The sequence below is a fragment of the Mycobacterium colombiense CECT 3035 genome (assembly GCF_002105755.1).
Taxonomy (GTDB): domain Bacteria; phylum Actinomycetota; class Actinomycetes; order Mycobacteriales; family Mycobacteriaceae; genus Mycobacterium; species Mycobacterium colombiense.
Window position 1 is genome coordinate 4,744,999 of record NZ_CP020821.1, and the last position, 24,342, is coordinate 4,769,340.

General features: G+C 67.8%; 25 protein-coding genes and 1 pseudogene. 16 read left to right on the plus strand and 10 right to left on the minus strand.

The window, feature by feature from the left end; genetic code table 11:
- The 7 genes from B9D87_RS22335 (at window position 1) to B9D87_RS22365 (ending at window position 5,508) form a co-directional block, all read left to right on the plus strand.
- A complete protein-coding gene (locus B9D87_RS22335) occupies window positions 1-843 on the plus strand; it encodes a sugar phosphate isomerase/epimerase family protein (protein WP_007768247.1) in 843 nt (280 codons plus the stop codon).
- 25 nt (window positions 844-868) lie between these two features.
- A complete protein-coding gene (locus B9D87_RS22340; RefSeq protein WP_007768244.1) occupies window positions 869-1,711 on the plus strand; it encodes a thioesterase family protein in 843 nt (280 codons plus the stop codon).
- Window positions 1,712-1,738: 27 nt separating this feature from the next.
- Entirely contained in the window at window positions 1,739-2,614 is an 876-nt protein-coding gene (gene proC, locus B9D87_RS22345) for a pyrroline-5-carboxylate reductase (protein WP_174320869.1), read from the plus strand.
- A gap of 138 nt (window positions 2,615-2,752) precedes the next feature.
- Complete coding sequence (locus tag B9D87_RS22350; RefSeq protein WP_040629292.1) at window positions 2,753-3,010, plus strand: cell division/environmental response transcriptional regulator; 258 nt, start codon at window positions 2,753-2,755, stop codon at window positions 3,008-3,010.
- A 147-nt stretch (window positions 3,011-3,157) separates the two neighbouring features.
- The gene (locus tag B9D87_RS22355) at window positions 3,158-3,259 is read left to right on the plus strand and encodes a 30S ribosomal protein bS22 (RefSeq protein WP_003402602.1); all 102 of its coding nucleotides are present in this window, start codon (window positions 3,158-3,160) and stop codon (window positions 3,257-3,259) included.
- A gap of 51 nt (window positions 3,260-3,310) precedes the next feature.
- Window positions 3,311-4,438, plus strand: coding sequence for an SDR family oxidoreductase (locus B9D87_RS22360; RefSeq protein ID WP_007768235.1), 1,128 nt, complete (start codon window positions 3,311-3,313; stop codon window positions 4,436-4,438).
- Window positions 4,420-5,508, plus strand: coding sequence for a lysophospholipid acyltransferase family protein (locus B9D87_RS22365; protein ID WP_174320868.1), 1,089 nt, complete (start codon window positions 4,420-4,422; stop codon window positions 5,506-5,508). Before B9D87_RS22360 ends, B9D87_RS22365 begins: the two co-directional genes overlap by 19 nt.
- A 61-nt stretch (window positions 5,509-5,569) precedes the next feature.
- Here B9D87_RS22365 and B9D87_RS22370 read toward each other — a convergent pair whose 3' ends face one another.
- The 7 genes and pseudogenes from B9D87_RS22370 to B9D87_RS22400 form a co-directional block, all read right to left on the minus strand.
- Complete coding sequence (locus B9D87_RS22370; protein ID WP_007768230.1) at window positions 5,570-6,499, minus strand: cyclopropane mycolic acid synthase family methyltransferase; 930 nt, start codon at window positions 6,497-6,499, stop codon at window positions 5,570-5,572.
- On the minus strand, window positions 6,500-7,021 hold the full coding sequence (locus B9D87_RS22375) for an FAS1-like dehydratase domain-containing protein (protein ID WP_007768227.1): 522 nt from the start codon (window positions 7,019-7,021) through the stop codon (window positions 6,500-6,502).
- A 43-nt stretch (window positions 7,022-7,064) separates the two neighbouring features.
- On the minus strand, window positions 7,065-7,973 hold the full coding sequence (locus B9D87_RS22380; protein WP_007768225.1) for an HAD family hydrolase: 909 nt from the start codon (window positions 7,971-7,973) through the stop codon (window positions 7,065-7,067).
- Between the two features lie 413 nt (window positions 7,974-8,386).
- Complete coding sequence (locus B9D87_RS22385) at window positions 8,387-8,602, minus strand: hypothetical protein (RefSeq protein ID WP_080598483.1); 216 nt, start codon at window positions 8,600-8,602, stop codon at window positions 8,387-8,389.
- 48 nt (window positions 8,603-8,650) lie between these two features.
- Window positions 8,651-11,169 (minus strand): annotated as a pseudogene (locus tag B9D87_RS27640) (ADP-ribosyltransferase).
- Window positions 11,170-11,173: 4 nt separating this feature from the next.
- Window positions 11,174-11,464, minus strand: coding sequence for a WXG100 family type VII secretion target (locus tag B9D87_RS22395; RefSeq protein ID WP_007768220.1), 291 nt, complete (start codon window positions 11,462-11,464; stop codon window positions 11,174-11,176).
- Complete coding sequence (locus B9D87_RS22400) at window positions 11,457-11,765, minus strand: WXG100 family type VII secretion target (protein ID WP_007768219.1); 309 nt, start codon at window positions 11,763-11,765, stop codon at window positions 11,457-11,459. Before B9D87_RS22400 ends, B9D87_RS22395 begins: the two co-directional genes overlap by 8 nt.
- A gap of 59 nt (window positions 11,766-11,824) precedes the next feature.
- On the opposite strand from B9D87_RS22400, the gene B9D87_RS22405 reads away from it, so the two are divergent.
- From B9D87_RS22405 to B9D87_RS22435, 7 genes are all read left to right on the plus strand, one after another.
- Window positions 11,825-12,094, plus strand: coding sequence for a glutaredoxin family protein (locus B9D87_RS22405; protein WP_007768218.1), 270 nt, complete (start codon window positions 11,825-11,827; stop codon window positions 12,092-12,094).
- 125 nt (window positions 12,095-12,219) lie between these two features.
- On the plus strand, window positions 12,220-13,590 hold the full coding sequence (locus B9D87_RS22410) for a glutamyl-tRNA reductase (RefSeq protein ID WP_007768217.1): 1,371 nt from the start codon (window positions 12,220-12,222) through the stop codon (window positions 13,588-13,590).
- Between the two features lie 13 nt (window positions 13,591-13,603).
- Complete coding sequence (gene hemC, locus B9D87_RS22415) at window positions 13,604-14,551, plus strand: hydroxymethylbilane synthase (protein ID WP_007768215.1); 948 nt, start codon at window positions 13,604-13,606, stop codon at window positions 14,549-14,551.
- A 23-nt stretch (window positions 14,552-14,574) separates the two neighbouring features.
- Window positions 14,575-16,236 carry a bifunctional uroporphyrinogen-III C-methyltransferase/uroporphyrinogen-III synthase gene (locus B9D87_RS22420; RefSeq protein WP_007768213.1) on the plus strand — a complete coding sequence of 554 codons (1,662 nt, stop codon included), beginning with the start codon at window positions 14,575-14,577 and terminating at the stop codon, window positions 16,234-16,236.
- A 163-nt stretch (window positions 16,237-16,399) separates the two neighbouring features.
- Window positions 16,400-17,383 carry a porphobilinogen synthase gene (gene hemB, locus B9D87_RS22425; protein ID WP_007768210.1) on the plus strand — a complete coding sequence of 328 codons (984 nt, stop codon included), beginning with the start codon at window positions 16,400-16,402 and terminating at the stop codon, window positions 17,381-17,383.
- Window position 17,384: 1 nt separating this feature from the next.
- Window positions 17,385-17,951: a transport-regulating membrane protein Mce1N gene (gene mce1N / locus B9D87_RS22430; RefSeq protein ID WP_044483691.1), complete on the plus strand. Its 567-nt coding sequence runs from the start codon at window positions 17,385-17,387 to the stop codon at window positions 17,949-17,951.
- Entirely contained in the window at window positions 17,948-18,208 is a 261-nt protein-coding gene (locus B9D87_RS22435; protein WP_007768206.1) for a hypothetical protein, read from the plus strand. Before mce1N ends, B9D87_RS22435 begins: the two co-directional genes overlap by 4 nt.
- Here the strand turns inward: B9D87_RS22435 and B9D87_RS22440 are convergent.
- The gene (locus tag B9D87_RS22440; RefSeq protein WP_007768204.1) at window positions 18,192-18,632 is read right to left on the minus strand and encodes an STAS domain-containing protein; all 441 of its coding nucleotides are present in this window, start codon (window positions 18,630-18,632) and stop codon (window positions 18,192-18,194) included. The two genes, B9D87_RS22435 and B9D87_RS22440, sit on opposite strands and share 17 nt — an antisense overlap.
- Window positions 18,633-19,001: 369 nt before the next feature.
- Between B9D87_RS22440 and B9D87_RS22445 the strand changes: the two genes are divergently transcribed.
- Window positions 19,002-20,237 carry an acyltransferase family protein gene (locus B9D87_RS22445; protein ID WP_007768203.1) on the plus strand — a complete coding sequence of 412 codons (1,236 nt, stop codon included), beginning with the start codon at window positions 19,002-19,004 and terminating at the stop codon, window positions 20,235-20,237.
- Window positions 20,238-20,327: 90 nt separating this feature from the next.
- A complete protein-coding gene (locus B9D87_RS22450) occupies window positions 20,328-21,014 on the plus strand; it encodes an Rv0518 family GDSL lipase (RefSeq protein WP_007768201.1) in 687 nt (228 codons plus the stop codon).
- A gap of 259 nt (window positions 21,015-21,273) precedes the next feature.
- On the opposite strand, the gene B9D87_RS22455 is transcribed toward B9D87_RS22450, so the two are convergent.
- Together B9D87_RS22455 and B9D87_RS22460 are read right to left on the minus strand one after the other, a co-directional pair.
- Window positions 21,274-23,439, minus strand: a complete 2,166-nt coding sequence (locus tag B9D87_RS22455) for an acyltransferase family protein (protein WP_040629279.1) — start codon at window positions 23,437-23,439, stop codon at window positions 21,274-21,276.
- A 9-nt stretch (window positions 23,440-23,448) separates the two neighbouring features.
- Window positions 23,449-24,312, minus strand: coding sequence for an alpha/beta hydrolase (locus B9D87_RS22460; protein ID WP_100882060.1), 864 nt, complete (start codon window positions 24,310-24,312; stop codon window positions 23,449-23,451).
- Window positions 24,313-24,342: the final 30 nt, after the last annotated feature.

Below are 24,342 nucleotides of genomic sequence, written 5' to 3' on the forward strand. Positions count from 1 at the left end.
GTGCGCCCCGCCATCAAAGTCGGCCTTTCCACGGCTTCGGTGTACCCGCTGCGGGCCGAGGCCGCCTTCGAGTACGCGGCCCGGCTCGGCTACGACGGCGTCGAGCTGATGGTGTGGGCCGAGTCGGTCAGCCAGGACGTCGCCGCGGTCAAGAAGCTGTCCAAGCGCTACCGCGTCCCGGTGTTGTCCGTGCACGCGCCGTGCCTGCTGATCTCCCAGCGGGTGTGGGGCGCCAACCCCGTCCCCAAGCTGGATCGCAGCGTGCGCGCCGCCGAGCAGCTGGGCGCGCAGACCGTGGTCGTGCACCCGCCGTTTCGCTGGCAGCGGCGCTACGCCGAGGGCTTTTCCGAGCAGGTGGCGAAGCTCGAAGCGTCCAGCGACGTGATGGTCGCGGTGGAGAACATGTTCCCTTTCCGGGCGGACCGGTTCTTCGGCGCCGGCCAGTCGCTGGAACGGATGCGCAAGCGCGGCGGCGGGCCCGGCCCCGCGATCTCGGCGTTCGCGCCCTCCTACGACCCGCTCGACGGCAACCACGCGCACTACACGCTGGACCTGTCCCACACCGCCACCGCGGGCACCGACTCGCTGAACATGGCCCAGCGGATGGGGTCGGGCCTGGTGCACCTGCACCTGTGCGACGGCAACGGCCTGCCCGCCGACGAGCACCTGGTGCCCGGGCGCGGCACGCAACCCACCGCCGAGGTGTGCCAGATGCTGGCCGGAAGCCATTTCGCCGGGCACGTCATCCTGGAGGTGTCGACGTCCAGCGCGCGCTCCGCCAACGAGCGCGAGGCCATGCTCGCCGAATCGCTGCAGTTTGCCCGCACGCATCTGCTGCGCTGACCAAGCCGGGAGAAACCCAGAAAACATGAGTGCGTTATTCACCACCGCGATGACGTTGCGGGAGGTCGGTTCAGGCGTCTTCGAGGGCGAACTCGACAAGCGTTGGACCATCGGTCCCAAGGTGCACGGCGGCGCGATGCTGGCGCTGTGCGCCAACGCCGCCCGCACCGCCTGCGCGGGCCCGTCCGGCGGCCTCGAACCGGCCGGACAGCCGGTCGCGGTGTCGGCGAGCTTCCTGTGGGCCCCCGACCCCGGCGAGGTGCAGTTGGTGACCTCGATCCGCAAACGGGGCCGCAGGATCAGCGTCGTCGACGTCGAACTCAACCAGGGCGACCGCACCGCGGTGCACGCCGTGGTGAACCTCGGCGAGCCCGAGCACTATCCGCCCGGCGGCCAGGCGAAGCCGCTGCTGTCGGCCAACCCCGTGCTGGACCTGATGGCGCCCGAGCCCCCCGACGACATCGAGCCGATCGGGCCGGGGCACCCGTTGGCCGGCCTCGTGCACCTGGGGGAGGGGTGCGACGTGCGGCCGGTGTTGTCCACGATGGCGCCGCGCAGCGACGGGCGCCCGCCGGTGATCCAGATGTGGGCCCGCCCCCGCGGGGTGGCCCCGGATGCGCTGTTCGCGCTCATGTGCGGCGATCTGTCGGCGCCCGTGACCTTCGCCGTGGACCGCACCGGCTGGGCGCCCACGATCCAGCTCACGGCGTTTCTGCGGGGCCTGCCGGCCGACGGCTGGCTGCGCATCGTCGCGACCTGCACCGAGATCGGGCACGACTGGTTCGACGAGGACCACACGGTCGTCGACAGCCTGGGGCGTCTGGTGGTGCAGGCCCGTCAACTGGCATTGGTCCCTGCCGCTCGCTAGAGCGCGGTGTCTGCGATGCTGTGCGGCATGGCAAGAATCGCGATCATCGGTGGCGGCAGCATCGGGGAGGCACTGCTGTCGGGTCTGCTGCGGGCGGGCCGGCAGGTCAAGGATCTGGTGGTGGTCGAGCGGGTACCCGAGCGCGCCAAGTATCTGGCCGACACGTATTCGGTGCTGATCAGCTCCGTGTCCGACGCGGTGGAGAACGCGTCCTTCGTCGTGGTCGCCGTCAAGCCGGCCGACGTCGAGTCGGTGATGGCGGAGATCGCCCGCGCGGCGGGCGCCGCCGAGAGCGACACCGCCGAGCAGGTCTTCGTCACCGTCGCGGCCGGAATCACCATCACCTACTTCGAGTCCAAGCTTCCGGCCGGGACACCGGTGGTGCGGGCCATGCCGAACGCGGCAGCCCTGGTCGGCGCCGGTGTCACCGCCCTGGCCAAAGGGAGGTTCGTCACCGCGCCACAGCTCGAAGGCGTCTCGGCCCTGTTCGACTCCGTCGGCGGCGTGCTGAGCGTCCCGGAGGGCCAGATGGACGCCGTCACCGCACTGTCGGGCTCCGGACCCGCGTATTTCTTCCTGCTGGTCGAGGCGCTGATCGACGCCGGCGTCGCGGCGGGTCTGAGCCGTGAGGTGGCCGCCGACCTGACCGCGCAGACCATGGCGGGCTCGGCGGCGATGCTGCTCGAGCGCATGGACGCCGACCGGCAGCTGGGTGAGGCCGAGGCCCCGGGGCTGCGGGTGGACGCCACGGCGACACAGCTGAGGGCGACGGTGACCTCGCCCGGTGGTACCACCGCGGCGGGCCTGCGTGAGCTGGAACGGGGAGGCCTGCGAGCGGCCGTCGACGCGGCCGTTCAGGCCGCCAAAATGCGCTCTGAGCAGCTAAGAATTACATCAGAGTAATCCAAGTTTTTTGAACTGATTGTCCCCCACCAGTACCAGTAACCCCATTAGTCCCGCTATTCTCCTTGTGTAAGCACGTGTGGGTGCCAGCGGAGGGGAAGCCGCTGGCATGCGCGTGCCTGACACGATTGGGTTGCGATGACGTCTAGTAACGGGCCATCAGCGCGAGATGCTGCAGGTAAGCCACGGGACGCCAGTTCCGTCGACAGCCAGCAGGGCAGGACGCAGTTTCTCACCGTCGCCGAGGTAGCGGCGTTGATGCGGGTCTCCAAGATGACGGTGTATCGGCTGGTTCATAACGGCGAGCTGCCCGCGGTCCGCGTGGGGCGGTCCTTCCGGGTGCACGCCAAGGCCGTCCACGACATGTTGGAGACGTCCTACTTCGACGCCGGCTGACCCGAACGGGTGCTGCTTGCGGGCGGCACCCCAGGCTCCGTGGTTACGCGGCGAGCGGCCGACGCCGGTTTGGTGTTCGGTGCGTTCCGCCAGGTAAAGTGTCCGGGTCCAATCTTTGAAGCAGGTCACGGTCAGATAGCGGAGTTCATGGGTTCAGTAATCAAGAAGCGGCGCAAGCGTATGTCGAAGAAGAAGCACCGCAAGCTGCTGCGTCGCACCCGGGTGCAGCGCAGAAAACTCGGTAAGTAACCCCGTCCGCGGCGTAGTGCCGCCGTCTCGCCCGGCCGTTAGGCTGTTCGGGTGGATCCGTCGAATGGGGAAGGCGCCGGGCCGGGTGACACCGCAGGCAACACGGTGCATTACCCCAAAATCGTGTTGGTCACTGGTGCCTGCCGGTTTCTGGGCGGCTACCTGACGGCTCGCCTGGCGCAGAACCCGATGATCAAAGGGGTCATCGCGGTCGATGCGATAGCGCCGAGCAAGGACATGCTGCGCCGGATGGGCCGCGCCGAGTTCGTCCGCGCCGACATCCGTAATCCCTTCATAGCCAAGGTGATTCGCAACGGCGACGTCGACACCGTGGTGCATGCGGCGGCCGCGTCGTACGCGCCGCGGTCCGGCGGCACCGCGGCGTTGAAAGAGATCAACGTGATGGGCGCGATGCAACTGTTCGCGGCCTGCCAGAAGGCGCCGTCGGTGCGCCGGGTGGTGCTCAAGTCGACCTCCGAGGTGTACGGCTCGAGCGCGCACGATCCGGTGATGTTCACCGAGGACAGCACCAGCCGTCGACCATTCCGCAACGGTTTCGCCAAGGACAGCCTCGACATCGAGGCCTACGCGCGCGGTCTGGGACGGCGCCGGCCCGACATCGCCGTGACGATCCTGCGGTTGGCCAACATGATCGGCCCGGCGATGGACACCACCCTGTCGCGTTATCTGGCCGGCCCTTTGGTGCCGACCATGTTCGGCCGCGACGCACGCCTGCAACTGCTGCACGAGCAGGATGCGCTGGGTGCGCTGGAGCGGGCGGCGATGGCCGGCAAGGCGGGCACGTTCAACATCGGTGCCGACGGCATCATCATGCTGTCGCAGGCGATCCGCCGCGCCGGCCGGATTCCTTTGCCAGTACCGGGATTCGGCGTGTGGGCGCTGGATTCGTTAAGGCGTGCAAACCGTTACAACGAGATCAGTCGTGATCAATTTGATTACTTGAGTTATGGCCGGGTGATGGATACCAGCCGAATGCGATCAGAACTCGGCTATCAGCCGAAATGGTCGACGGCGGAAGCGTTCGACGACTACGTCCGCGGCCGAAGCCTGACTCCCATTATCGACCCGCATCGGGTACGCTCCTGGGAAGGTCGCGCCATATCTTTAGCCCAGCGCTGGGGTAGCCGAAATCCAATTCCGTGGGGTGGGGTCAGGTAGGTATCGTGGCGGGTGAAACCAGAGCCAATGTCATTCCACTGCACACTAATCGGGGTCGGGTAGCGGCGCGTCGGAGAGCCGATCAAAGGGCAGAGTCATCTCGCCAGCATCCTTCGTTACTGTCTGATCCGAACGGCCGCGCGTCGGCCGAGCAGATCGCCGCGGTGGTCCGCGAAATCGACGAACACCGCCGTGCCGCGGGATCGTCGTCGGCCGACGCCCCGCTGAACGATCTGGCGCAGCGCGTCGCCTCGGTGGCCGGATTCCTCCGCCAGCGCATCACCGGTGACTACAGCGTCGACGAGTTCGGCTTCGACCCCCACTTCAACAGCGCGATCGTTCGGCCGTTGCTGCGGCTGTTCTTCCGGTCCTGGTTCCGGGTCGAGGTGAGCGGGATCGAGAACCTGCCGACCGACGGCGCCGCGCTGGTGGTCGCCAACCACGCCGGTGTATTGCCGTTCGACGGTTTGATGCTGTCGGTGGCCGTCCACGACGAGCACCCCGCGCACCGCGAGCTGCGACTGCTCGCCGCCGACATGGTGTTCGACCTGCCGGTGGTGGGCGAGGCGGCGCGCAAGGCCGGCCACACCATGGCCTGCACGACGGACGCGCACCGGTTGCTCGCCGCCGGCGAGCTCACCGCCGTGTTCCCGGAGGGCTACAAGGGGCTGGGCAAGCGGTTCGAGGACCGCTACCGGCTGCAGCGGTTCGGCCGTGGCGGATTCGTCACCGCGGCGCTGCGGACCAAGGCGCCGATCATCCCCTGCTCGATCATCGGGTCCGAGGAGATCTACCCGATGCTGACCGACGTCAAGCTGCTGGCGCGGCTGTTCGGGCTGCCGTACTTCCCGATTACTCCGCTGTTCCCGCTGGCCGGTCCCGTGGGCCTGGTGCCGCTGCCGTCGAAGTGGCACATCGCGTTCGGTGAGCCGATCTACACCGACGACTACGCGGCCTCCGACGCCGACGACCCGATGGTCACCTTCGAGCTGACCGACCAGGTGCGCGAGACCATCCAGCAGACGCTGTATCGGCTGCTCGCCGGCCGCCGCAACATCTTCTTCGGCTGAGCCGCGAAAAGGAAACGCCACCGCGGATTTCCGCGATGGCGTTGACCTTCCAAGAAGCCGACTACTTGACCATCGTGAACTGGCAGACGTTGGTGTAGCCGTCGCGGAACAGGTCCGAGCAGCCACGCAAGTACTTCAAGTAGATGTCGTAGGTCTCCTGCCCCTTGAGGGCGATCGCCTCGTCCTTGTGCGCCTCGAGTGCGTCGCCCCAGGCGGTCAGCGTCGGGACGTAGTTCTTGCCGATGAAGTGGTGGCGTTCGATCTTGAACCCGGCGTCTGTTGAGTACTTATCGACCAGGTCGACCTGGGGCAACTTTCCGCCCGGGTAAATCTCCTTGAGGATGAAGCTGATGAACCGCAGCAGGGTCATGTTGACCTGCAGGCCCATCTTCTTGCCCTCCTCGGCGCTGGGCACCACGATGCTGTGCAGCAGCATCCGGCCGTCGTCGGGCAGCAGGTCGTAGTACTTCTTGAAGAACGTGGCGTAACGCTCGTATCCGGCGTCACCTGCGCCGTCGGCGAAGTGCTCGAACGCGCCCAGCGAGACGATGCGGTCGATCGGTACGTCGCCGGGGAATTCCTCCCAGCCCTGGATCCGCACCTCCTTGCGGCGGGGGCTGTCCATCTTGTCGAACTCCGCCACGCAATGGGCGTATTGGTTCTCGCTCAGCGTCAGGCCGATGACGTTGACGTCGTACTCGGCGACGGCATGGCGCATGGTCGAACCCCAGCCGCTGCCGATGTCAAGCAGCGTCATGCCGGGCTCGAGGTTCAGCTTGTCCAGGGCGAGCTTGCGCTTGGCGTACTGCGCCTCTTCCAGCGTCTTGGTCAGGTTCTGCGGATCAGGGTTTTCGTCGAAGTAACCGCAGCTGTAGGTCATCGACGGGTCGAGCCAGAGCTTGAAGAACTCGTTCGATTTGTCGTAGTGCGACCGGACCTTCTCGACCGGAGGCTTGAGTTGCGTGCTTCCCGTGTCCCCCTGTGCAGACATTTACAAAGCCCCTAACTTCCCTGCGGATATGGATGCAACTGCCGCGGCGGTAGCTTCAACGTCCTCTTGGTTTGAAGACTCTCCCAACATTGTGACGACACTCGTGACGATCGGCTTTCCATCGGCGTCGGTCACTTCGCTGCGGATCTCCGCCAGCACCGTGCCGTGGGACTCGATCACCGAGTCGAGGTAAGTGTCGAAGTACAGCCTATCGTGGGCCAGGATCGGCCGGTGGAACTTGAATTTCTGGTCGCGATGAATGACGCGGGCGATATTGATCGGAATGCTGAACTTGGTGAAGATCTCCAGTTGCACGCGACGCCCGGCGATCGCGAGGAACGTCAGCGGCGCCACCATGTCCGAGTACCCAGCCTTTTTGGATTCACGCTCGTCGAAGTGGGCCGGGTGGTCGTCTTTGATCGCCGCCGCGAACTCACGGATCTTCTCGCGACCGACCTCGAAGTAGTCCGGTGCGCGGTAATGGCTGCCGATGAGTCCTTCGGCTTCCTTGGGGACCGTCATGGCTGTTGCCCTCCGCTCGGTTGTGTCTGCGCGGCGCAGCCTATCAGCGTGATTGCCGCCGGGAGGCCAGCGCAGCCAGGGCACCACCGGCCGCGCCGAGTGCCAACGCCGACGGCACCCCGATCCGGGCCGCTTTGCGCGCGGTGCGGAAATCGCGAATTTCCCAGCCGCGCTCCCGGGCCAGGGCGCGCAGGCGGGCGTCGGGGTTGATGGCGACCGCCGTGCCCACCAGCGACAGCATGGGGACGTCATTGAAGCTGTCCGAGTACGCGGTGCAGCGTTTCAGGTTGAGCCCCTCGCGAATTGCCAGCGAGCGCACCGCGTGCGCCTTGCCGGTGCCATGCAAGATGTCGCCGACCAGCCTGCCGGTGAAGACGCCGTCGACCGATTCCGCGACCGTGCCCAGCGCGCCGGTCAGGCCGAGCCGTCGCGCGATCGTGGCGGCGAGTTCGTAAGGCGTGGCGGTGATCAGCCACACCTGCTGGCCGGCGTCCAGGTGCATTTGCGTCAGCTCGCGGGTGCCGGGCCAGATCTTGTCGGCGATGATCTCGTCGTAGATCTCCTCGCCCAGGGCGACGAGTTGGTCGACCGATCGGCCCTCGATGAAGGCGAGCGCCTTGCGCCGGCCGGCGGCGACGTCGTTGCTGTTCTCCGTCCCCAGAATCTGGAACTTGGCCTGCGCGTAGATGAATCCGATCACGTCGCGATAGGTGAAATAGTTGCGCGTGGCCAGCCCGCGCCCGAAATGTACCGCCGACGAACCCTGCACGAGCGTGTTGTCGACGTCGAAGAAGGCGGCGGCGGTGAGGTCGATCGGGGGCTGCGGGCGGTCGTCCGAGGCGGCGGCTTCCTGCATGCCCTCGATCGCGCGGGCGGCGCTGGCGTCCGCGGCCAGCGACTCCAGGTCGACGTAACCGGGTTGGTCCGCGTTGACCGGGTCAGAGGAAGTCATCGTCAAACCTCCTAGATCGCTGTGTTGCCTGGCGACCCAGCGGGTGCCCGATCTCCAACCCTATCGGGCAGATGGCGTGCGGGCGTTGACGTGTCCCGGGTGGTCGAGTGTGACGCTGGCGGCACGACGTATTGGGGGTTCGTGACTGGACGGCCACGCTCGGTGGGGGCGCGACAGACAAGAAGATTCGTCCGTGGTCTTTTGCGATGTGTTAATTGGTTGCTGGGCCCGCGACAGTCACCGACTGGGAATCGAAGTCCGAGCAGTTAGATAATTAGAGGAGGATTCTCGTGATAACGTCGTTAACGTGCTTCTTGTGTCGCACTACTCGCTAAAGGCATTTTAGGAGAGTAAAATCCGCAAGAGGGAAGAAGTATTCGCCGCCGATCGCGGCGCCAGTGCGGAAGAAGACCCTAAGATTTCCTCTTGGGATCGTATTCGGTACCGGAGATGTCGTCCCAAAATTTCGGCGAAACATCTGTTTTGCGGTCTTCTGGCGCAACAGCATCGACCTTGGCTTGAAACTCGTCAAAGCCCCTCCTTGCACGCGCTAATTCTTCTTCTGTCGGCACAGTGACTCCAGCCTCTTCTGGTGTCGAAAAGGTCTTGCCCGCAATCTTTTTGCTCATTTGGAAATCCTGTCATTATCTAGAGGTGGTACCAGCGGAGAGGTTTGGTCAGCGTTCGATCATTTCGATAATCGTCCTGCCTGTCTGTGGATCCACAATTTTGCTTAGGACGTAAAATTTTGATCCGGCCGGGAATAATATCTCTTGCTCGCCGGGAAACATCGACACGGAAGAAACATCTCGTCCCGTAGTCGACCATATCCGGAACTCGGTGTTTCCGGCGAAAGTAGGTGACTGAGCTACAGTATGGTCCATTGAGGTGCTAGTAAAGGCGGGCTCGGTAATTATTTCTCCGGGTCGATACTGTTCGAGCACATCGGCCGGCAGATTTGTACCTCGAACCACGGCGCCTTCATACATCGGGAGCTTCTCCAACGCTTTGTGCAGTGCGTCAACACGGGCCTGTTGAGATGCGTCCAACGCGCCTTCCCTAAGGGCAGAATTTAGGTCTTGGTATCCCGGCCCAGTGTAGTGCGCCAGGGCGGCCAGATCATCCGAGTTAAGCGGGTGCAGTGGTAAATGGTGGTCGCTGCCGTCATCCGTACTCGGATCGTGCGATCTGTGACCGTTCGGGTCGTTCGGATCACCGTTGGACTGGCCATGCGGATGGCCGTCACCGGGTGGATGCGGACCGCCGTCTCCCGATCCGGGCGGCATGCCGTCAGGAGGATGCGGCGGCTCCGGCGGGTGCGCGGGAGGCTCCCCGCCGTGGGGAACCTCACCCAAGCCCGGCGGCACTTCGGCGGGGATTCCGCCTGCCATTGGGGCAGACGGCGGCGTCGGCAAGTGTGGGGCCGCCGGAGCTGCCGGTGCGGCTCCTGGCAGAGGACCGGCATGGGGAGTCGGCGCGGCCGGGGGTTCGGCGGGCCACGCCGGAGCATGGGCAGGGACCGGTTCGGGCGGTTGTGAATGGGGCAGCGGAGCGTCTCCCGCCGGCGGCCTGCCGCTCGGCTCGACGGGCGCCGGGGGCCTGCCACCCGGCTCAGCAGGCGCGGCGGCAGGTTTGGGCGGCTCGGCGGGTTTGGGCGGCTCGGCAACAGCCGGCTTTTCGACCGGCGGCGGCTTGGACTCGGTGGGACTGTGCGGCAGTGGACCATCCGCGGGCCCAGGCGCGGGCTTGCCCGACGGCCCCGGCTTGCCCTGCGGCGCGGGCGCCGGTTGGGCCGCCTCGGGCGGCTTGGGGGCGGCCGGGGGAGGCTCCGCCGGAGGTTTGACCGACGGTGGCTTCGGAATCTCGGGCGGTTTCTTCAGGCCTTTCAGCGCATCGGCAGCACCATGCCCTACTTTGCCCAGCTTGGAGAGCGGTCCGCCAGGAAGGGCGAGCGTCGCCACGTCGAAGATCGATTTTCCGAGCGCTTCGGCGGGATTTTTGCCCCACTCGTCCCAGTGCGTGATGTCCTTACCCAGCGCCTTCCAGGACTCGGCGACTCCGGGCCCTCCGTCGGGCCCCAAGCCGACGAGCGCCCCGGCCCCGGCAACCATGCCGCTCATGGTCTCGCCGTAACCCTTCGGGTCAAGCAGCGCGTGGAATTGGCTGATGTCGTACAGACCTTTGACGAGATCCCAACCCTCGACGCCGATCCCTTTGAATGTCTGGCCCACCTGATTGAGCGCCCTGCCGACTGGTGTCCCGTGTAAAAAGTGGTCCCACTCTTTGTCCGCCCAGTGCGCCATATCCTTTGCGGCGGTGGCTGCCTCGGACATGGTGGCCGTGATCTGGTCGGCGAGCGTGTCGGCTTCCTGGGCGAAGCTGTCGACCACCGTCTTGATGTCGTCGGCGATTCTTTTGATCTCGTCTTCGTCTTCGTCGGTCAGCAGATCCCAGACCTCTTTGATCCCGGTCAGCGGATCGCAGATGCGCGACACAGATCCAGGATCGCCGCGTGGACCTTATCGATCTTGGCCGCATAGGCATTGAGTTGCGCGGCGATCGTTTGGCATTGCCCCGCAACGCTTATGGTGGCGCCGGTCGCATCGGCCAACGCTTTGTTGATGGCGGCGGCCTCGGGAATCTGCTGCTCGGCAACGGCGGCCATCGTGGCGCCGCCTGCCGCCATCTCGGTCGTCATGAAGCTGGCACCCGCGGTCGTCCACGCCGCCGCGGCGGCGCGTAACTTCGCCGAATCGCCGGTGGGCCAGATCATTCCGATATACGGCGCGACCCAGCTCCAGCCCGCCGGCGCGCTGCTACCGGCGCCGACGGCCGATGGCGGATGAGCCGCCGGAGCCAGCGGCGCGGTCATCGGTGGTGGCGGCAGACTCGCGGTGCGGCCCGTGACATCCGACATCGCCTCGGCGAGCGCGTAGTTGTGCGCCGACATCCGCACGCCGTCGCCGATGCTGCACAGCCCATTGCGGGTGCTGGTCATCGCCTCGATCACCTTGGCCGCTGCGCCGTTGTAGGCGCGGCCCACCGCCGCACCCACCGGATCGTCACCGGCCATGCCCGCGCTGCCGGCCAGCGCCGTGGTCAACGTCGAGATCGCCGACCCCAACGAAACGCCGATGCCCAGCACCGTGGCACCGGCGCCGTCTAGGGCAGTCGGGTCACACGCCAGCGGCGCCATGTGTTCACGACCACATGCCGAGGTTCGTCGACATCGCGCCGGTGTAGTTGCCGTGCGCGGTCGTCGCCACCTTCTCCAATTGCGCCAGCGCCTCACGCATCATCGCCTCGCCGCGAACCCAGTGCTGGTGCGCCTCGGCATGCGCCGCCGCCGCAGCACCCGTCCACGACGTGTGCAAACGCGTTACGCGAGAATCGATTTCGGCGATCATGTCTTCGGCATAGCGTTGAAACGCCGCCATCCGCTGCACCGCTTCGGCCAACGCCTGCGGATCTACCCGAAACGCCTCAGCCACCGCGCACCGACCGCTCCGCCTGGGCGGACCCGGCCTCGTTGCTCTGATAGGCGCCGCCGGCCTGACCCACCAGGCGCGCCAGCATCGACAATCCGAGCTCCACCTCGCGGGCACCCTTGTGCCACAGCTCCCACGCGGATCCGTACGCGGTGCCCGCCGCGCCCTGCCAACCGCCCAACATCTGACCCACCTGATCGTCGAGCTGGGACAGCTGGGCCGAGAGCTGCTCGGCCGCACCGCTGAGCGAGACGGCAGCGCCCTGCATGACGACGGGATCGACCCGCAGCGTTTCGTCGGCCATGGTCGGAACGTAACGCCTGGTAGACGGCCTCACAAGTCACCGGTGAGACACTGGTGCCCATGACCGAGGGGACCGGCCGGCCGCGGGTGGAACTGTTGACCCGCGACGGGTGCAGCATCTGCGAGCGCGTGCACGCCCGGTTGGTCGAACTGGCCGATGAATTGGGCTTCGAGCTGTCGATGACCGACGTCGACGCCGCCGCGGCGGCCGGCGACACCGCGCTGCGGGCCGAGTTCGGCGACCGGCTGCCGGTGATCCTGCTCGACGGCCGCGAACACAGCTACTGGGAGATCGATGAGCCCCGATTGCGGGCCGATCTCGGCCGCTGACCAGTCCGGCACCGCCCGCTCGGCCAGCGCGGGGCAATTATTTGGTAGCCCAGCTGATAAACGTTTACCGTGGACAGCAGTTCAGTTACTGGAGGAAGCAAGGGAGCTGGCCAGGTGATGCTGCCGTGAGCGTCTTGCTCTTCGGGGTTTCGCACCGCAGTGCGCCGGTTTCCGTCCTGGAACAACTCAGCATCGACGAGTCCGATCAGGGCAAGATCGTCGACCGGGTGTTGCAGTCGCCGCTGGTGACCGAGGCGATGGTGTTGTCGACATGCAACCGGGTCGAGGTCTATGCGGTGGTGGACGCGTTCCACGGCGGGTTAGCGGTGATCGGGCAGGTGCTGTCGGAACAGTCCGGCATGTCGATGACCGACCTCACCAAATACGCGTACGTCCGCTACAGCGAGGCCGCCGTCGAGCACCTGTTCGCGGTCGCCAGCGGCCTGGACTCCGCGGTGATCGGCGAGCAGCAGGTGCTCGGCCAGGTCCGCCGCGCCTACGCCAACGCCGAGACCAACCGCACCGTCGGCCGAATTCTGCACGAGCTGGCCCAGCGCGCCCTGTCGGTGGGCAAGCGGGTGCATTCCGAAACCGCCATCGACGCCGCCGGCGCCTCGGTGGTGTCCGTCGCCTTGAACATGGCCGAACGCCGCCTGGGTGGGTTGTCGGGCAAGACCGCGGTCCTGGTCGGCGCCGGAGCGATGGGCGCTTTGGCCGCGGCGCACCTTTCGCGTGCCGGCATCGGGCAGGTGCACGTGGTGAACCGGTCGCTGTCGCGGGGCCAGCGCCTGGTCCGCAAGATCCGCGACGCCGGCGTGCGGGCCCACGCCGTGCCGCTCGAGCGCCTGGCCGACACCCTGGCGGACGCCGACGTGGTCGTCAGCTGCACCGGCGCGGTGACCCCGGTGGTCTCCCTTGCCGACGTGCACCACGCGCTGGCCGCGGCGCACCGCGACGAAGAGAAGAACCCACTGGTGATCTGCGACCTGGGCATGCCGCGCGACGTCGACCCCGCGGTGGCCGGTCTGCCCGGAGTCTGGGTCGTCGATGTGGACCGCGTGCAGCACGAGCCCTCGGCGCACGCCGCAGCGGCGGACGTCGACGCGGCGCGCACCATCGTCGCCACCGAAGTTGCTGCCTACCTGGCCGGACAACGGATGGCCGAGGTCACGCCGACGGTGACGGCGCTGCGCCAGCGCGCCGCCGATGTGGTCGAGGCGGAACTGCTGCGCCTCGACAACCGGCTGCCCGGGCTCGAGAGCGCCCAGCGCGAAGAGGTGGCCCGCACCGTGCGACGGGTAGTGGACAAGCTGCTGCACGCGCCGACCGTGCGGATCAAGCAGCTGGCCAGCGCGCCCGGCGGCGACAGCTACGCCGAGGCGTTGCGCGAACTCTTCGAACTTGACCAGACCGCCGTCGATGCCGTGGCCGCGGGCGAATTGCCAGTCATCGCAAGCGGATTCGACGCGGGCACCCCGCAGCAAACCGCCGAGTAGGCGACTGGCGAACGTGATCCGGATAGGCACCCGGGGCAGCCTGCTGGCCACCACCCAGGCTGGGGTCGTCAGAGACGCTTTGATCGCGCTGGGACACCCGGCGGAGCTGGTGACCATCACCACGGCCGGGGACCGCTCGTCGGAGCCCATCGAGTCGCTCGGGGTGGGTGTCTTCACCACCGCACTGCGCGAGGCCATGGAGGAGGGCCGTGTCGACGCCGCCGTGCACTCCCACAAGGACCTGCCCACCGCGGACGATCCGAGGTTTGCTGTGGCGGCCATACCGCTGCGCAACGACCCGCGCGATGCGGTGGTCGCGCGCGACGGACTGGTGCTCGCGGAGTTGCCAGCCGGTTCGCTGGTGGGCACCTCGTCGCCGCGGCGGGCCGCGCAGCTTAGAGCATTGGGTCTCGGTTTGGAAATCCGCCCCCTACGAGGCAACCTAGATACCAGGTTGAACAGGGTAAGCAGTGGTGATCTCGACGCGATCGTGGTAGCCCGGGCGGGACTCGCCCGGATCGGTCGCCTCGACGATGTCACCGAGACGCTAGAGCCGGTGCAGATGTTGCCAGCACCGGCTCAGGGCGCGCTCGCCGTCGAATGCCGTGCCGGTGACACCCGGTTAGCGGCAGTGCTGGCGGAACTGGACGACGCCGACACGCGTGCGTCGGTCACCGCGGAGCGAGCCCTGCTGGCCGAACTGGAGGCCGGTTGCTCCGCACCGGTGGGCGCGATCGCCGAAGTGGTCGAGTCCATCGATGAGGAAGGCCGGATCTTCGAAGAGCTGTCGCTGCGCGGCTGTGTGGCGGCGCTGGACGGGTCCGACGTGATCCGCGCGTCCGGAATCGGCAGTCCCGATCGGGCACGAGAGCTTGGGCTTTCGGTGGCCGCGGAGCTGTTCGAGCTGGGCGCCCGAGAGCTGATGAGCGAAGCGCGGCAAGACCCGGCGCGAGGAAATTAAATGCGAGTTACGTGGGAGCGACAATGACGACGCGAGGGCGTAAGCCGACACCCGGCCGCATCACGTACGTGGGCTCCGGCCCGGGTGACCCGGGATTGCTGACGACCCGGGCCGCCACGGTGCTGGCGAACGCCGCTTTGGTGTTCACCGACCCTGACGTGCCTGAGCCGGTGCTGGCCCTGATCGGCAAAGACCTGCCACCCGTGTCCGGACCGGCCCCGGCCGAGCCGGCCGCCACCAACGGCGACGGCGGTGCCGACCAGGGCAAGGTGCAACCGGCGGTGATCTGCGGCGGTCCCGATATCCGCCCGGCGTTGGGTGACCCCGCCGAGGTGGCCAAGACGCTGACAGCCGAGGCGCGCACGGGCGTCGACGTGGTGCGGCTGGTGCCCGGCGACCCGCTGACGGTCGACGGGGTCATCACCGAGGTCAACGCGATCGCGCGGAGCCACCTGCACATCGAGATCGTGCCCGGCCTGGCTCCCAGCGATGCTGTCCCGACGTATGCGGGGCTGCCGCTGGGCTCGTCGCACACGGTCGCCGATGTGCGCGACCCACATGTCGACTGGGAGGCGCTGGCCGCGGCGCCCGGCCCGCTGATTCTGCAGGCCACGTCGTCGCACCTGGCCGACGCGGCGCGCACCCTGATCGAGCACGAGCTCGCCGAGACCACCCCGTGCGTGGTGACCGCGCAGGGCACCACCTGTCAGCAGCGTTCCATCGAGACCACGCTGCACGGCTTGACCGACTCGGCGGTGCTGGGCGGTACCGACCCCGCCGGCCCGTTGACCGGTCCGCTGGTGGTCACCATCGGCAAGACGGTGGCCAGCCGGGCGAAGCTGAACTGGTGGGAGAGCCGGGCGTTGTACGGCTGGACCGTGCTGGTGCCCCGCACCAAGGACCAGGCCGGCGAGATGAGCGAGCGGCTGACCTCCTACGGCGCGCTGCCGATCGAGGTGCCGACCATCGCCGTCGAGCCGCCGCGCAGCCCCGCCCAGATGGAAAGGGCCGTCAAGGGTTTGGTCGACGGTCGCTTCCAGTGGGTGGTGTTCACCTCCACCAACGCGGTGCGCGCGGTGTGGGAGAAGTTCGGTGAGTTCGGTCTGGACGCGCGCGCGTTCTCCGGAGTGAAGATCGCGTGTGTGGGCGAGTCGACCGCCGACCGGGTCCGGGCGTTCGGGATCAGTCCCGAACTGGTGCCGGCCGGCGAGCAGTCCTCGCTGGGTCTGCTGGACGACTTCCCGCCGTACGACAGCATTTTCGACCCGGTCAACAGGGTGCTGCTGCCGCGCGCCGACATCGCCACCGAGACGCTGGCCGAGGGTCTGCGCGAACGTGGTTGGGAGATCGAGGATGTCACCGCCTACCGGACGGTGCGCGCCGCACCGCCGCCGGCGGAAACGCGCGAAATGATCAAGACCGGTGGTTTCGACGCGGTGTGCTTCACGTCCAGCTCCACCGTGCGAAACCTGGTCGGCATCGCCGGGAAGCCGCACGCGCGGACGATCATCGCGTGCATCGGTCCCAAGACCGCCGAGACCGCAGCCGAATTCGGTCTGCGGGTGGATGTCCAGCCCGAGACCGCCGCGGTCGGCCCGCTGGTCGACGCGCTGGCCGAACACGCCGCGCGGTTGCGCGCCGAGGGTGCGCTGCCGCCGCCGCGCAAAAAGAGCCGCAGGCGCTAGTGGCGATCGCAAGCGCGGCGAAGCCGGGCGCAGCCGGTCGCCACTCATGGGGCCGGAGCGCGATCGCAAGCGCGGCGAAGCCGGGCGCAGCGGGTCGCCACTCATGGGGCCGGGGCGCGATCGCAAGCGCGGAACGCGCGCAGCGGGTCGCCACTCAACGAGCATGAGTGCCTACCCGCGGCACCGTCCGCGCCGGCTCCGCACCACCCCGGCTCTACGCCGGCTGGTGGGCCAAACGTCCTTGGAGCCAAGGCATCTGGTGCTGCCGATGTTCGTCGCCGACGGCATCGACGAACCACGACCGATCACGTCCATGCCCGGCGTGGTGCAGCACACCCGTGATTCGTTGCGCGCCGCCGCCGCCAGTGCCGTCGCCGCGGGCGTGGGCGGGCTGATGCTGTTCGGTGTGCCCCGGGATGCGGACAAGGATCCGATCGGGTCGTCCGGAACCGACCCCGATGGCATTCTCAACGTCGCGTTGCGCGACTTGGCGAAGGACCTCGGCGAGGCCACCGTGTTGATGGCCGACACCTGCCTGGACGAGTTCACCGATCACGGACACTGCGGCGTTCTCGACGCCCGGGGGCGGGTCGACAATGACGCCACCGTGGCGCGTTATGTGGATCTCGCTGTGGCGCAAGCTGAATCGGGCGCTCACGTGGTGGGGCCGAGCGGCATGATGGACGGGCAGGTGGGCGCGATCCGCGACGGGTTGGACGCAGCGGGCTTCACCGACGTGGCGATTCTGGCGTATGCCGCCAAGTTCGCGTCGGTGTTCTACGGCCCGTTTCGGGAGGCGGTCGGTTCCAGCCTCTCCGGGGACCGGCGCACCTATCAGCAGGAGGCCGGCAACGCCCGCGAGGCGCTGCGCGAGATCGAACTCGACCTCGACGAAGGCGCCGACATCGTGATGATCAAGCCGGCGATGAGTTATCTCGACGTGGTCGCGGCCGCGGCGGACGTTTCGCCGGTTCCCGTCGCGGCGTATCAGGTGTCGGGGGAGTACGCGATGATTTGCGCTGCGGCCGCGAACAATTGGATCGACGAGCGCGCGGCGGCGCTGGAGTCGCTGACCAGCATCCGGCGCGCCGGGGCCGATATCGTTCTCACCTATTGGGCCGCGGATGCGGCAGGGTGGCTCTCGTGAGATGGGGCGTGCTTTGACATCAGGGTCAACCGACGGCGACACCGAACCGAAGCGCTTGTTCTACGAACCAGGCGCCAGTTGGTGGTGGCTGGCGTGCGGGCCGGCCGCCGCGGTGGCGATGGTGCTGATCGAGATCTGGAGCGGTGCCCCGGTGTCGCTGGTGGTCCCCGCGATCTTCCTGGTGCTGGTATCGGCGTTTCTCGGCATACAGGTGAAGGCGGCACGGATCCACGTCGCGGTCGAGCTCACCGAGGACGCCCTGCGCCAGGGCACCGAAACGATCCTGGTCCGCGAAATCGTCAAGGTGTATCCGGAGCCCGAGAACAACGAAGCCTCGGGGAAAGACCTGGCGCGATGGCAGTCGTCGCGGGCGCTCGGGGAACTGGTCGGCGTGCCCCGCGGGCGCGTCGGCATTGGTCTCAAGCTCACCGGCGACCGCACGGCCCAGGCCTGGGCGCGCCGCCATCGTCAGCTGCGCGCCGCGCTGACGCCACTGGTCCAGGAGCGGGTGGAGCCCACCCGATCGATGGACGGGGACTGGGACGACGACACCGGGACGGCGCAATGAACGCCCGCTACCGCGCGACGCTCGAGTTCGGGCTGGCCTGCGTCGCGCTGGTGTGCTCGGGACTGACGTGGTGGCACTCGCACCACACCGTGACCGTGGCACCGATCGCGGACGGGCAGCCCTCCACCACGTCGCTGTCGTACGACCCGCAGCTGCTGCTGCTGACTCTGGTGCTGCTGACGAGCGCCGGCGTGCTGGCGGTCCTCGGGACCGCCAGGCTGCTCCGTGCGCGGTCGCGCGCTAAGGCGTCTTCCTGACCAGCGGCAACGCCATCCGACGGCGAAGCGCGATGGCGTCGGCCCGATCCTGCAGCGCCTCGTGAACCGAGCGCATGATCGGAAAACTGGCGTCGTGACCGGTGTCATCCAGCACCTGCGTCACCGCTGAGCTGGCCACCAGGGTCCAATCCACCCCGGCGGCACGACAATCGGCATCGAACGCGTAGAGCAGCGAGATGCCGGCCTCAGCAAATTCATCGACGTCGGCCACGTCAAGCACCACGGGATTTTCTCCGAGCGTGAAGCGCGCAATGTGGTCGCTGATGCGATCGACATTGTCGTCGTCGATCTCGCCGCGAATGTGTACCACGGTCGCCAGGTGGCGGTGGTGCGCCCGGATCTGTGCGCCCTCGCAGTCAAACACGCAGTTGTCGTGGCCGGTCTGGCTGCCTGCGATCGTCATGAGGACCCCTCACTCTCCGTGGCGCTCGCGCCGTCTTCGGGGGGCGCCTCCACGCTCACCAAAGGGTGTTCATGACGTTAGGCCGCAAGCCTAAGGAGACCGGAAGCCGTGTCTAACGCTTTGCTAAGAAGCGATCGCGGGCCCACCGCGAGTGTGGGGCTGAGCAAACGCCCAGCGGGCTACCGGGGTTACAGGATTACCCCGGAAGGCCGTATGCCACACCACAACCGTCCACGCATGCCGCCGATTCCGCTGCTAGGCTGCCTAGGCTGCCGGTTGCTAGTCGGGGGGCTTGTGAAATGGCGAGAATTCCCGCTCAGCCGAAGTAGCAGCGGAACGAAGCAGCAGGATTCGGACGGGAAGAGCAGCGTGCGGGGCGGAGAGATCAAGGGCGAGATCACCGCCCTGACGGGCCTCCGTATCGTCGCCGCGCTCTGGGTGGTGCTGTTCCACTTCCGGCCGATGCTCGGCGACGTGTCGCCTGACTTCCGCGACGCGCTCGCGCCGGTGCTCAACTGCGGTGCCCAGGGCGTCGACCTGTTCTTCATTCTCAGCGGGTTCGTGCTGACGTACAACTATCTCGACCGCATGGGCCGGGCGTGGTCGACGCGCGCGACCCTGCACTTCCTGTGGCTGCGCCTGGCCCGGGTGTGGCCGGTGTACCTGGTCACCCTGCACCTCGCCGCCCTGTGGGTGATCTTCACCCTGCACGTCGGTCATGTGCCGTCGCCGGACGCCGCTTCGCTCACCGCGATCAGCTACGTGCGCCAGATCCTGTTGGTGCAGTTGTGGTTTGTGCCGTTCTTCGACGACTCGAGTTGGGACGGGCCGGCCTGGTCGATCAGTGCGGAGTGGCTGGCCTACGTTCTGTTCGCCGTCCTGGTGCTGGTGCTGCTACGGATGAAGAAGGCGACCAGGGCGCGCAGCCTGATGCTCCTGGCCTTCGCCGCATCGCTGCCGCCCGTGGTGATGCTGCTCGCCAGCGGCCACTTCTACACGCCGTGGAGTTGGCTGCCCCGCATCGTGACGCAGTTCACGGCGGGCGCGCTGGCCTGTGCCGCGGTGCGCAGGCTGCGGCTGAGTGACCGTGGTCGTCGCGTCGCCGGATATGTCTCCCTGCTGCTGTTGGCCGCGATGATCGGCGTGCTGTATTGGTTTGGCGCGCACCCGATATCGGGAGTTGTGGAGAACGACAGCGGCGGCGTCGTCGACGTGTTGTTCGTTCCGCTGGTGATATCGCTGGCCATCGGGCTCGGCAGCCTGCCGCGGGTGTTGTCGACGCGGGTGATGGTGTACGGCGGCAAGATCTCGTTCTGCCTGTACATGGTCCATGAGCTGGTGCACACCGCCTGGGGCTGGGCCGTGGAGCAATTCGAGCTCCCGACCCTGGATAACCCGTGGAAATGGAACGTCATCGGCCTGCTCGCGATTGCCCTGGTCCTCTCGGTGCTGCTGTATCACGGCGTCGAGGAGCCGGCGCGCCGGTGGATGCGCAAGATGGTCGACGTCAAGGCCGTCAGCGCGCGAAGCGATCCCGGCGATTCACACAGTAAGCTGCATCCGATCGACCGTCCGCTGGAAGCGGTTTCGGCCCGCGCGGTGTGATGGCCGCCTCAGCGGCCGGCCGCGTCTCACGGGGAATACTCGACGAGGACGCGGCGGCACCCGACGATGCCGTTGACAGTGGAGGTGAGAGTGAGTCGTCTGGCCACCTTTCTCATTGGGGTGAGTTTTCTGGCGGGCGTTGCCATCGCATACCCGGCGCAGGTGCGCACCTACGAGACGCTGACGCTCGACTTCCGGCTGAATCACGTGGCAGTGGTGGGGGATTCGTATACCACCGGAACCAATGAGGGCGGCCTGGGCTCGAGATCGTGGCCGGTGCGCGCCTGGCAGGTGCTCGGTTCGCGGGGTTCGCGGATCTCGGGCAGCGTGGCGGCCGAGGGCAGAGCCGGTTATGCCACACCCGGCGACCACGGCAGCATCTTCGAGGACCTGACCGCCAGGGCGGTCCAGCCGGACGATGCGCTGGTGGTGTTCTTCGGCTCCCGCAACGACCAGGGCGTCGACCCCGCGACCCTGACCGTAAAGACCAACGCCGCTTTGGATGTGGCGCGCCAACTCGCGCCGGCGGCGCGGTTGCTGGTGATCGGACCGCCATGGCCGACCGCCGACGTGCCGCCGTCGATGTTCCTGATTCGCGACGTCCTCGCCGGCGCCGCCGGGGCGGCGGGGGCGACGTTCATCGACCCGATCGCCGAACACTGGTTCGTCGGCCGGCCCGACCTGATCGGCGCCGACGGCGTGCATCCGAACGACGCGGGGCATCAATACATGGCGGACAAGATCGCACCGCTGATCCGCACGCAGCTGTCGACCTGACTCAGGTGTGCCGGGCGGCCTTCTGGGCGAGCTGAACCCGCGATGACACAGCGAGTTTGGCGTGAGCGTGGGCCTCAGTCGTTGGCGTGCCGCTCGTAGTCCCAGCGTTCCAAGCGATCTTGAACGTGCAGGAACGCGATCCCGGCGAAGGGCGCGGCTACTGCGATGCCGACCAGCAACAGCGGAGACATGACACTAAAACCTCCAAATACCCTTCACTGATCTGACGTTGGTCAGCCATGGGAAGTTCATTCGCTACTCACCCGCTCGCCAGGGCGCGGTCCGCGAGCGCACCCATCAGCGGTGCCACCAACTGCGCGTACTCGGTTGTCACGTGGTTGTCGTCGCGGAACACCAGGGTGTTGCCGACGATGACGGGGCAGCGGTCGGGGGTGCAGAACATGTCGGTCAGGTCGGCGTAGTGGCCGCCGTTGTGGGCCGTTACCGCCTGCTCGGCGGCGATGCCGTCACCGTCCACCGCCGCGGGTCTCGTTGGCGTACAGGCGTTCACGTCGTCGAGGTGGGCGGACAAGCACGCCGGCGTGGACGAGTGCGGGTCCGGGGCGGGCCCCAGCACCAGGACGGTCGCGCCGGTGCCGCGCAGCTGCGCCACGGTGCGTCCCAGGGTGTCGCTCCACGCCGGGTCATAGGAGGTGAAGCCGAAGTCGGCGCCGTAGCGCCGGCTCATGTCCAGCACGATCAGGCGCGGGTGCTCGGTGTTCATCCGGCCCATGATCTGGGCGCGCCACTGTTCGCATTCGGTGTACTCGCGACCCAGGTACGGGCTGGTGATGCGCAGCTCCTGCAGCGGGCAGGTGACCTTGGCCAGCGTCTCCAGCCGCCAGTGCCGCTGCTCGGCGAGCTGCTCGAAGCCCGGATTCCACATCGCGGCATGCGAGTCGCCGATCAGGGCGACGGTGGTGGGCGATGCGGTGTCGCCCGTCGCGCACTCGCTTTGTCCGACGTCGCGCCAGGACCGTACGCAGCCGTTGACGAACACGGCGGCCTTGTCGGCGGGCGCCTTGGCCAGCGGCGGGTCCAGGTTCGATGGGACGGCTCGCATGCCCACGGCCGCCGCGAGCGCCACCCGCGCCTGCTCGAACGCCTGACGAACCGCCGCCTCCTGCGGGCCGACGGCGGGGACGTTGGCCGGGGGCGTGGCGATGATGTTGGCGCGCGGGGCGGCCACCCCGTGGCCGACCGGGGCCGGGATCGCGCTCAGCAGCAGCAGGCACGCGCACGCGGTGGCGGCGCTGGCGCCGCCCGCCACGGCCAGGCTGACCTTCGCCGACCGGCGCAGCGCCGCGGCGAAGCGGCCCGGGTTCTCCACCAGGTGCAGGGTGATGACGGCGAGGCCGGCGGAGACGGCCGTGGCGCTCAGCCTGGCCGGCAGCCCCGCGGGCTCGCCGAGCAGCGCGGGCATCAGCAGCAGCACCGGCCAGTGCCACAGGTACCACGAGTACGAGATCCGGCCGACCGCGCGCATCGCCGGGCGGCACAGCAGGCGGCCGGGCCCGAGGCCGCCGGTGACGGCGCCGCCGCCGATGATCAGCGCGGTGCCCAGCACCGGCAGCAGCGCCTCGGTGCCCGGATACGGTGTGTGGGAATTGAGTTGGGTGCAGGTCAACAGGATGAACGCCAGTCCGCCCCAGCCGACGACCGCCGCGGTCCGCAGCGACAGCCGGCGCCACTGCTGCAGCGACAGGGCCACCAGGCCACCGGCGGCCAGTTCCCACGCGCGGGTGGGCAGTGAGAAGAACGCCCACGATGGCGAGGTGCGGGTCCACAGCGCGCCCGCCGTCAACGACGCCGCGGCGACCACCGCGAGCACCGCCGCGTACGGGGTCGCGCGCGTCGCCGCCCCACGAAGACGCGGGATGCGCCGCACCGCCCAGGCGACGGCGATGATCAGCACCGGCCACACCAGGTAGAACTGTTCCTCCACGCCCAGCGACCAGCAGTGCTGGAACGGCGACGGGGCGTCGGAGGCCAGGTAGTCGGTGCCGCGCTGCGCGAACCGGTAGTTGCCGACGTACAGCGCGCTGGCGATGCCGTCGAGGAACACGCTGCGCGCCTGCAGCGGGGGCAGCACCGCGGCGGCACCGATCGCGGTGATGGTGCCGACGATGGCGGCGGCCGGCAGTAGGCGCCGGGCGCGTGCGCCGTAAAACCGGCCCAGTGCAACGGTATTGGTGGTGCTCGCCTCGCGGAAGAGCAGGCCGGTGATCAGGAAGCCGGAGATGACGAAGAAGACGTCCACACCGATATAGCCGCCGGTGATTCCCGGGATGCCCGCGTGGTAGAGCACGACGGCGATCACCGCGACGGCGCGCAGTCCCTCGATGTCGGGCCGAAATCCGTTTCGGGAGGTCCGCCGCGCAGATGGGTGTGGGCTGCCGGCGACTGATTGCTCCCGAAGTGTCATCTGCGTGGGCTAGGTCGCCATCCAGGCCAGTTCACCGGGCAGCTGACTGCGCCAGTAGGCGATGTCGTGTCCGCCGAGGGAGAAGCTGCCCGCCGGTTGGGTCTTCAACTGGTAGACGAATTGTTTTGTGGCGAAATAGAAGCGGTCGAAGTTGCCGCAGTCCACCCGCAGCGGAATCGCATTCAGCGCCGGCAGGCCGAGCACGCTGTTCTGCACGAAGTCGTCGTTGCTGTCGAACGCTCCCGGCGCACTCAGCGGATACGACGTGTACAGCGCCGGGCTGATCGCGCAGATGCCGGCGGTCCGTGCCGGCCCCAGCTTGGCGCCCAGCCGGAGCGCCCCGTACCCGCCCATCGACCACCCCATGAAACCGACCCGGGAGGTGTCGAAGCCCATGGTGGACAGCATCGGCAGCAACTCGTCGAGCACCATGGCGCCGGAGTCCTCGCCGGAAGTCCTCTTATGCCAGTACGTGTTGCCGCCGTCGACGCCGACGACCGCGAACGGCGGCTTGCCCTCCTTGGCCAGTTGGGCCAGGCCGTCCGGGACGCCCATGTCGAGCATCTGGTTGGCGTCACCGTCCACGCCGTGCAGTGCGATCACCGGGCGCAGCGAACCGGTCTGGCCCGGCGGCATGGCGATCACGTAGTTGGTCTTGATCCCGCCACGGGCCGCCGACACGAACGACCCGGTGAGCCGGGTCGGCAGGGTCTTGCCCGCCGTCGGCGGCTCGAACGGCGCGGGCGCCTGCGGCAGCGTCGCGGCGCGCGAGGCGGCCGGAGCCAGCAGGGAGCCGAAGGAGAGCACGCCGGCGGCTCCGAGGGTGGCACCGGCGCCCATCCGGAGCACCGCTCGGCGTGTGAGGTCAGGCATGATCGCAATAATGCCGCCCTGAGCGGGGAT

Excerpts from the sequence above, each read along its gene's own strand:
- B9D87_RS22340 (WP_007768244.1), top strand. The coding sequence starts at position 869 with ATGAGTGCGTTATTCACCACCGCGATGACGTTGCGGGAGGTCGGTTCA.
- proC (WP_174320869.1), top strand. The coding sequence starts at position 1,739 with ATGGCAAGAATCGCGATCATCGGTGGCGGCAGCATCGGGGAGGCACTG.
- B9D87_RS22350 (WP_040629292.1), top strand. The coding sequence starts at position 2,753 with ATGACGTCTAGTAACGGGCCATCAGCGCGAGATGCTGCAGGTAAGCCA.
- B9D87_RS22355 (WP_003402602.1), top strand. The coding sequence starts at position 3,158 with ATGGGTTCAGTAATCAAGAAGCGGCGCAAGCGTATGTCGAAGAAGAAG.
- B9D87_RS22370 (WP_007768230.1), bottom strand. The coding sequence starts at position 6,499 with ATGTCTGCACAGGGGGACACGGGAAGCACGCAACTCAAGCCTCCGGTC.
- B9D87_RS22375 (WP_007768227.1), bottom strand. The coding sequence starts at position 7,021 with ATGACGGTCCCCAAGGAAGCCGAAGGACTCATCGGCAGCCATTACCGC.
- B9D87_RS22380 (WP_007768225.1), bottom strand. The coding sequence starts at position 7,973 with ATGACTTCCTCTGACCCGGTCAACGCGGACCAACCCGGTTACGTCGAC.
- B9D87_RS22385 (WP_080598483.1), bottom strand. The coding sequence starts at position 8,602 with ATGAGCAAAAAGATTGCGGGCAAGACCTTTTCGACACCAGAAGAGGCT.
- B9D87_RS22400 (WP_007768219.1), bottom strand. The coding sequence starts at position 11,765 with ATGGCCGACGAAACGCTGCGGGTCGATCCCGTCGTCATGCAGGGCGCT.
- B9D87_RS22405 (WP_007768218.1), top strand. The coding sequence starts at position 11,825 with ATGACCGAGGGGACCGGCCGGCCGCGGGTGGAACTGTTGACCCGCGAC.
- B9D87_RS22420 (WP_007768213.1), top strand. The coding sequence starts at position 14,575 with ATGACGACGCGAGGGCGTAAGCCGACACCCGGCCGCATCACGTACGTG.
- hemB (WP_007768210.1), top strand. The coding sequence starts at position 16,400 with ATGAGTGCCTACCCGCGGCACCGTCCGCGCCGGCTCCGCACCACCCCG.
- mce1N (WP_044483691.1), top strand. The coding sequence starts at position 17,385 with ATGGGGCGTGCTTTGACATCAGGGTCAACCGACGGCGACACCGAACCG.
- B9D87_RS22435 (WP_007768206.1), top strand. The coding sequence starts at position 17,948 with ATGAACGCCCGCTACCGCGCGACGCTCGAGTTCGGGCTGGCCTGCGTC.
- B9D87_RS22440 (WP_007768204.1), bottom strand. The coding sequence starts at position 18,632 with ATGACGATCGCAGGCAGCCAGACCGGCCACGACAACTGCGTGTTTGAC.
- B9D87_RS22455 (WP_040629279.1), bottom strand. The coding sequence starts at position 23,439 with ATGACACTTCGGGAGCAATCAGTCGCCGGCAGCCCACACCCATCTGCG.
- B9D87_RS22460 (WP_100882060.1), bottom strand. The coding sequence starts at position 24,312 with ATGCCTGACCTCACACGCCGAGCGGTGCTCCGGATGGGCGCCGGTGCC.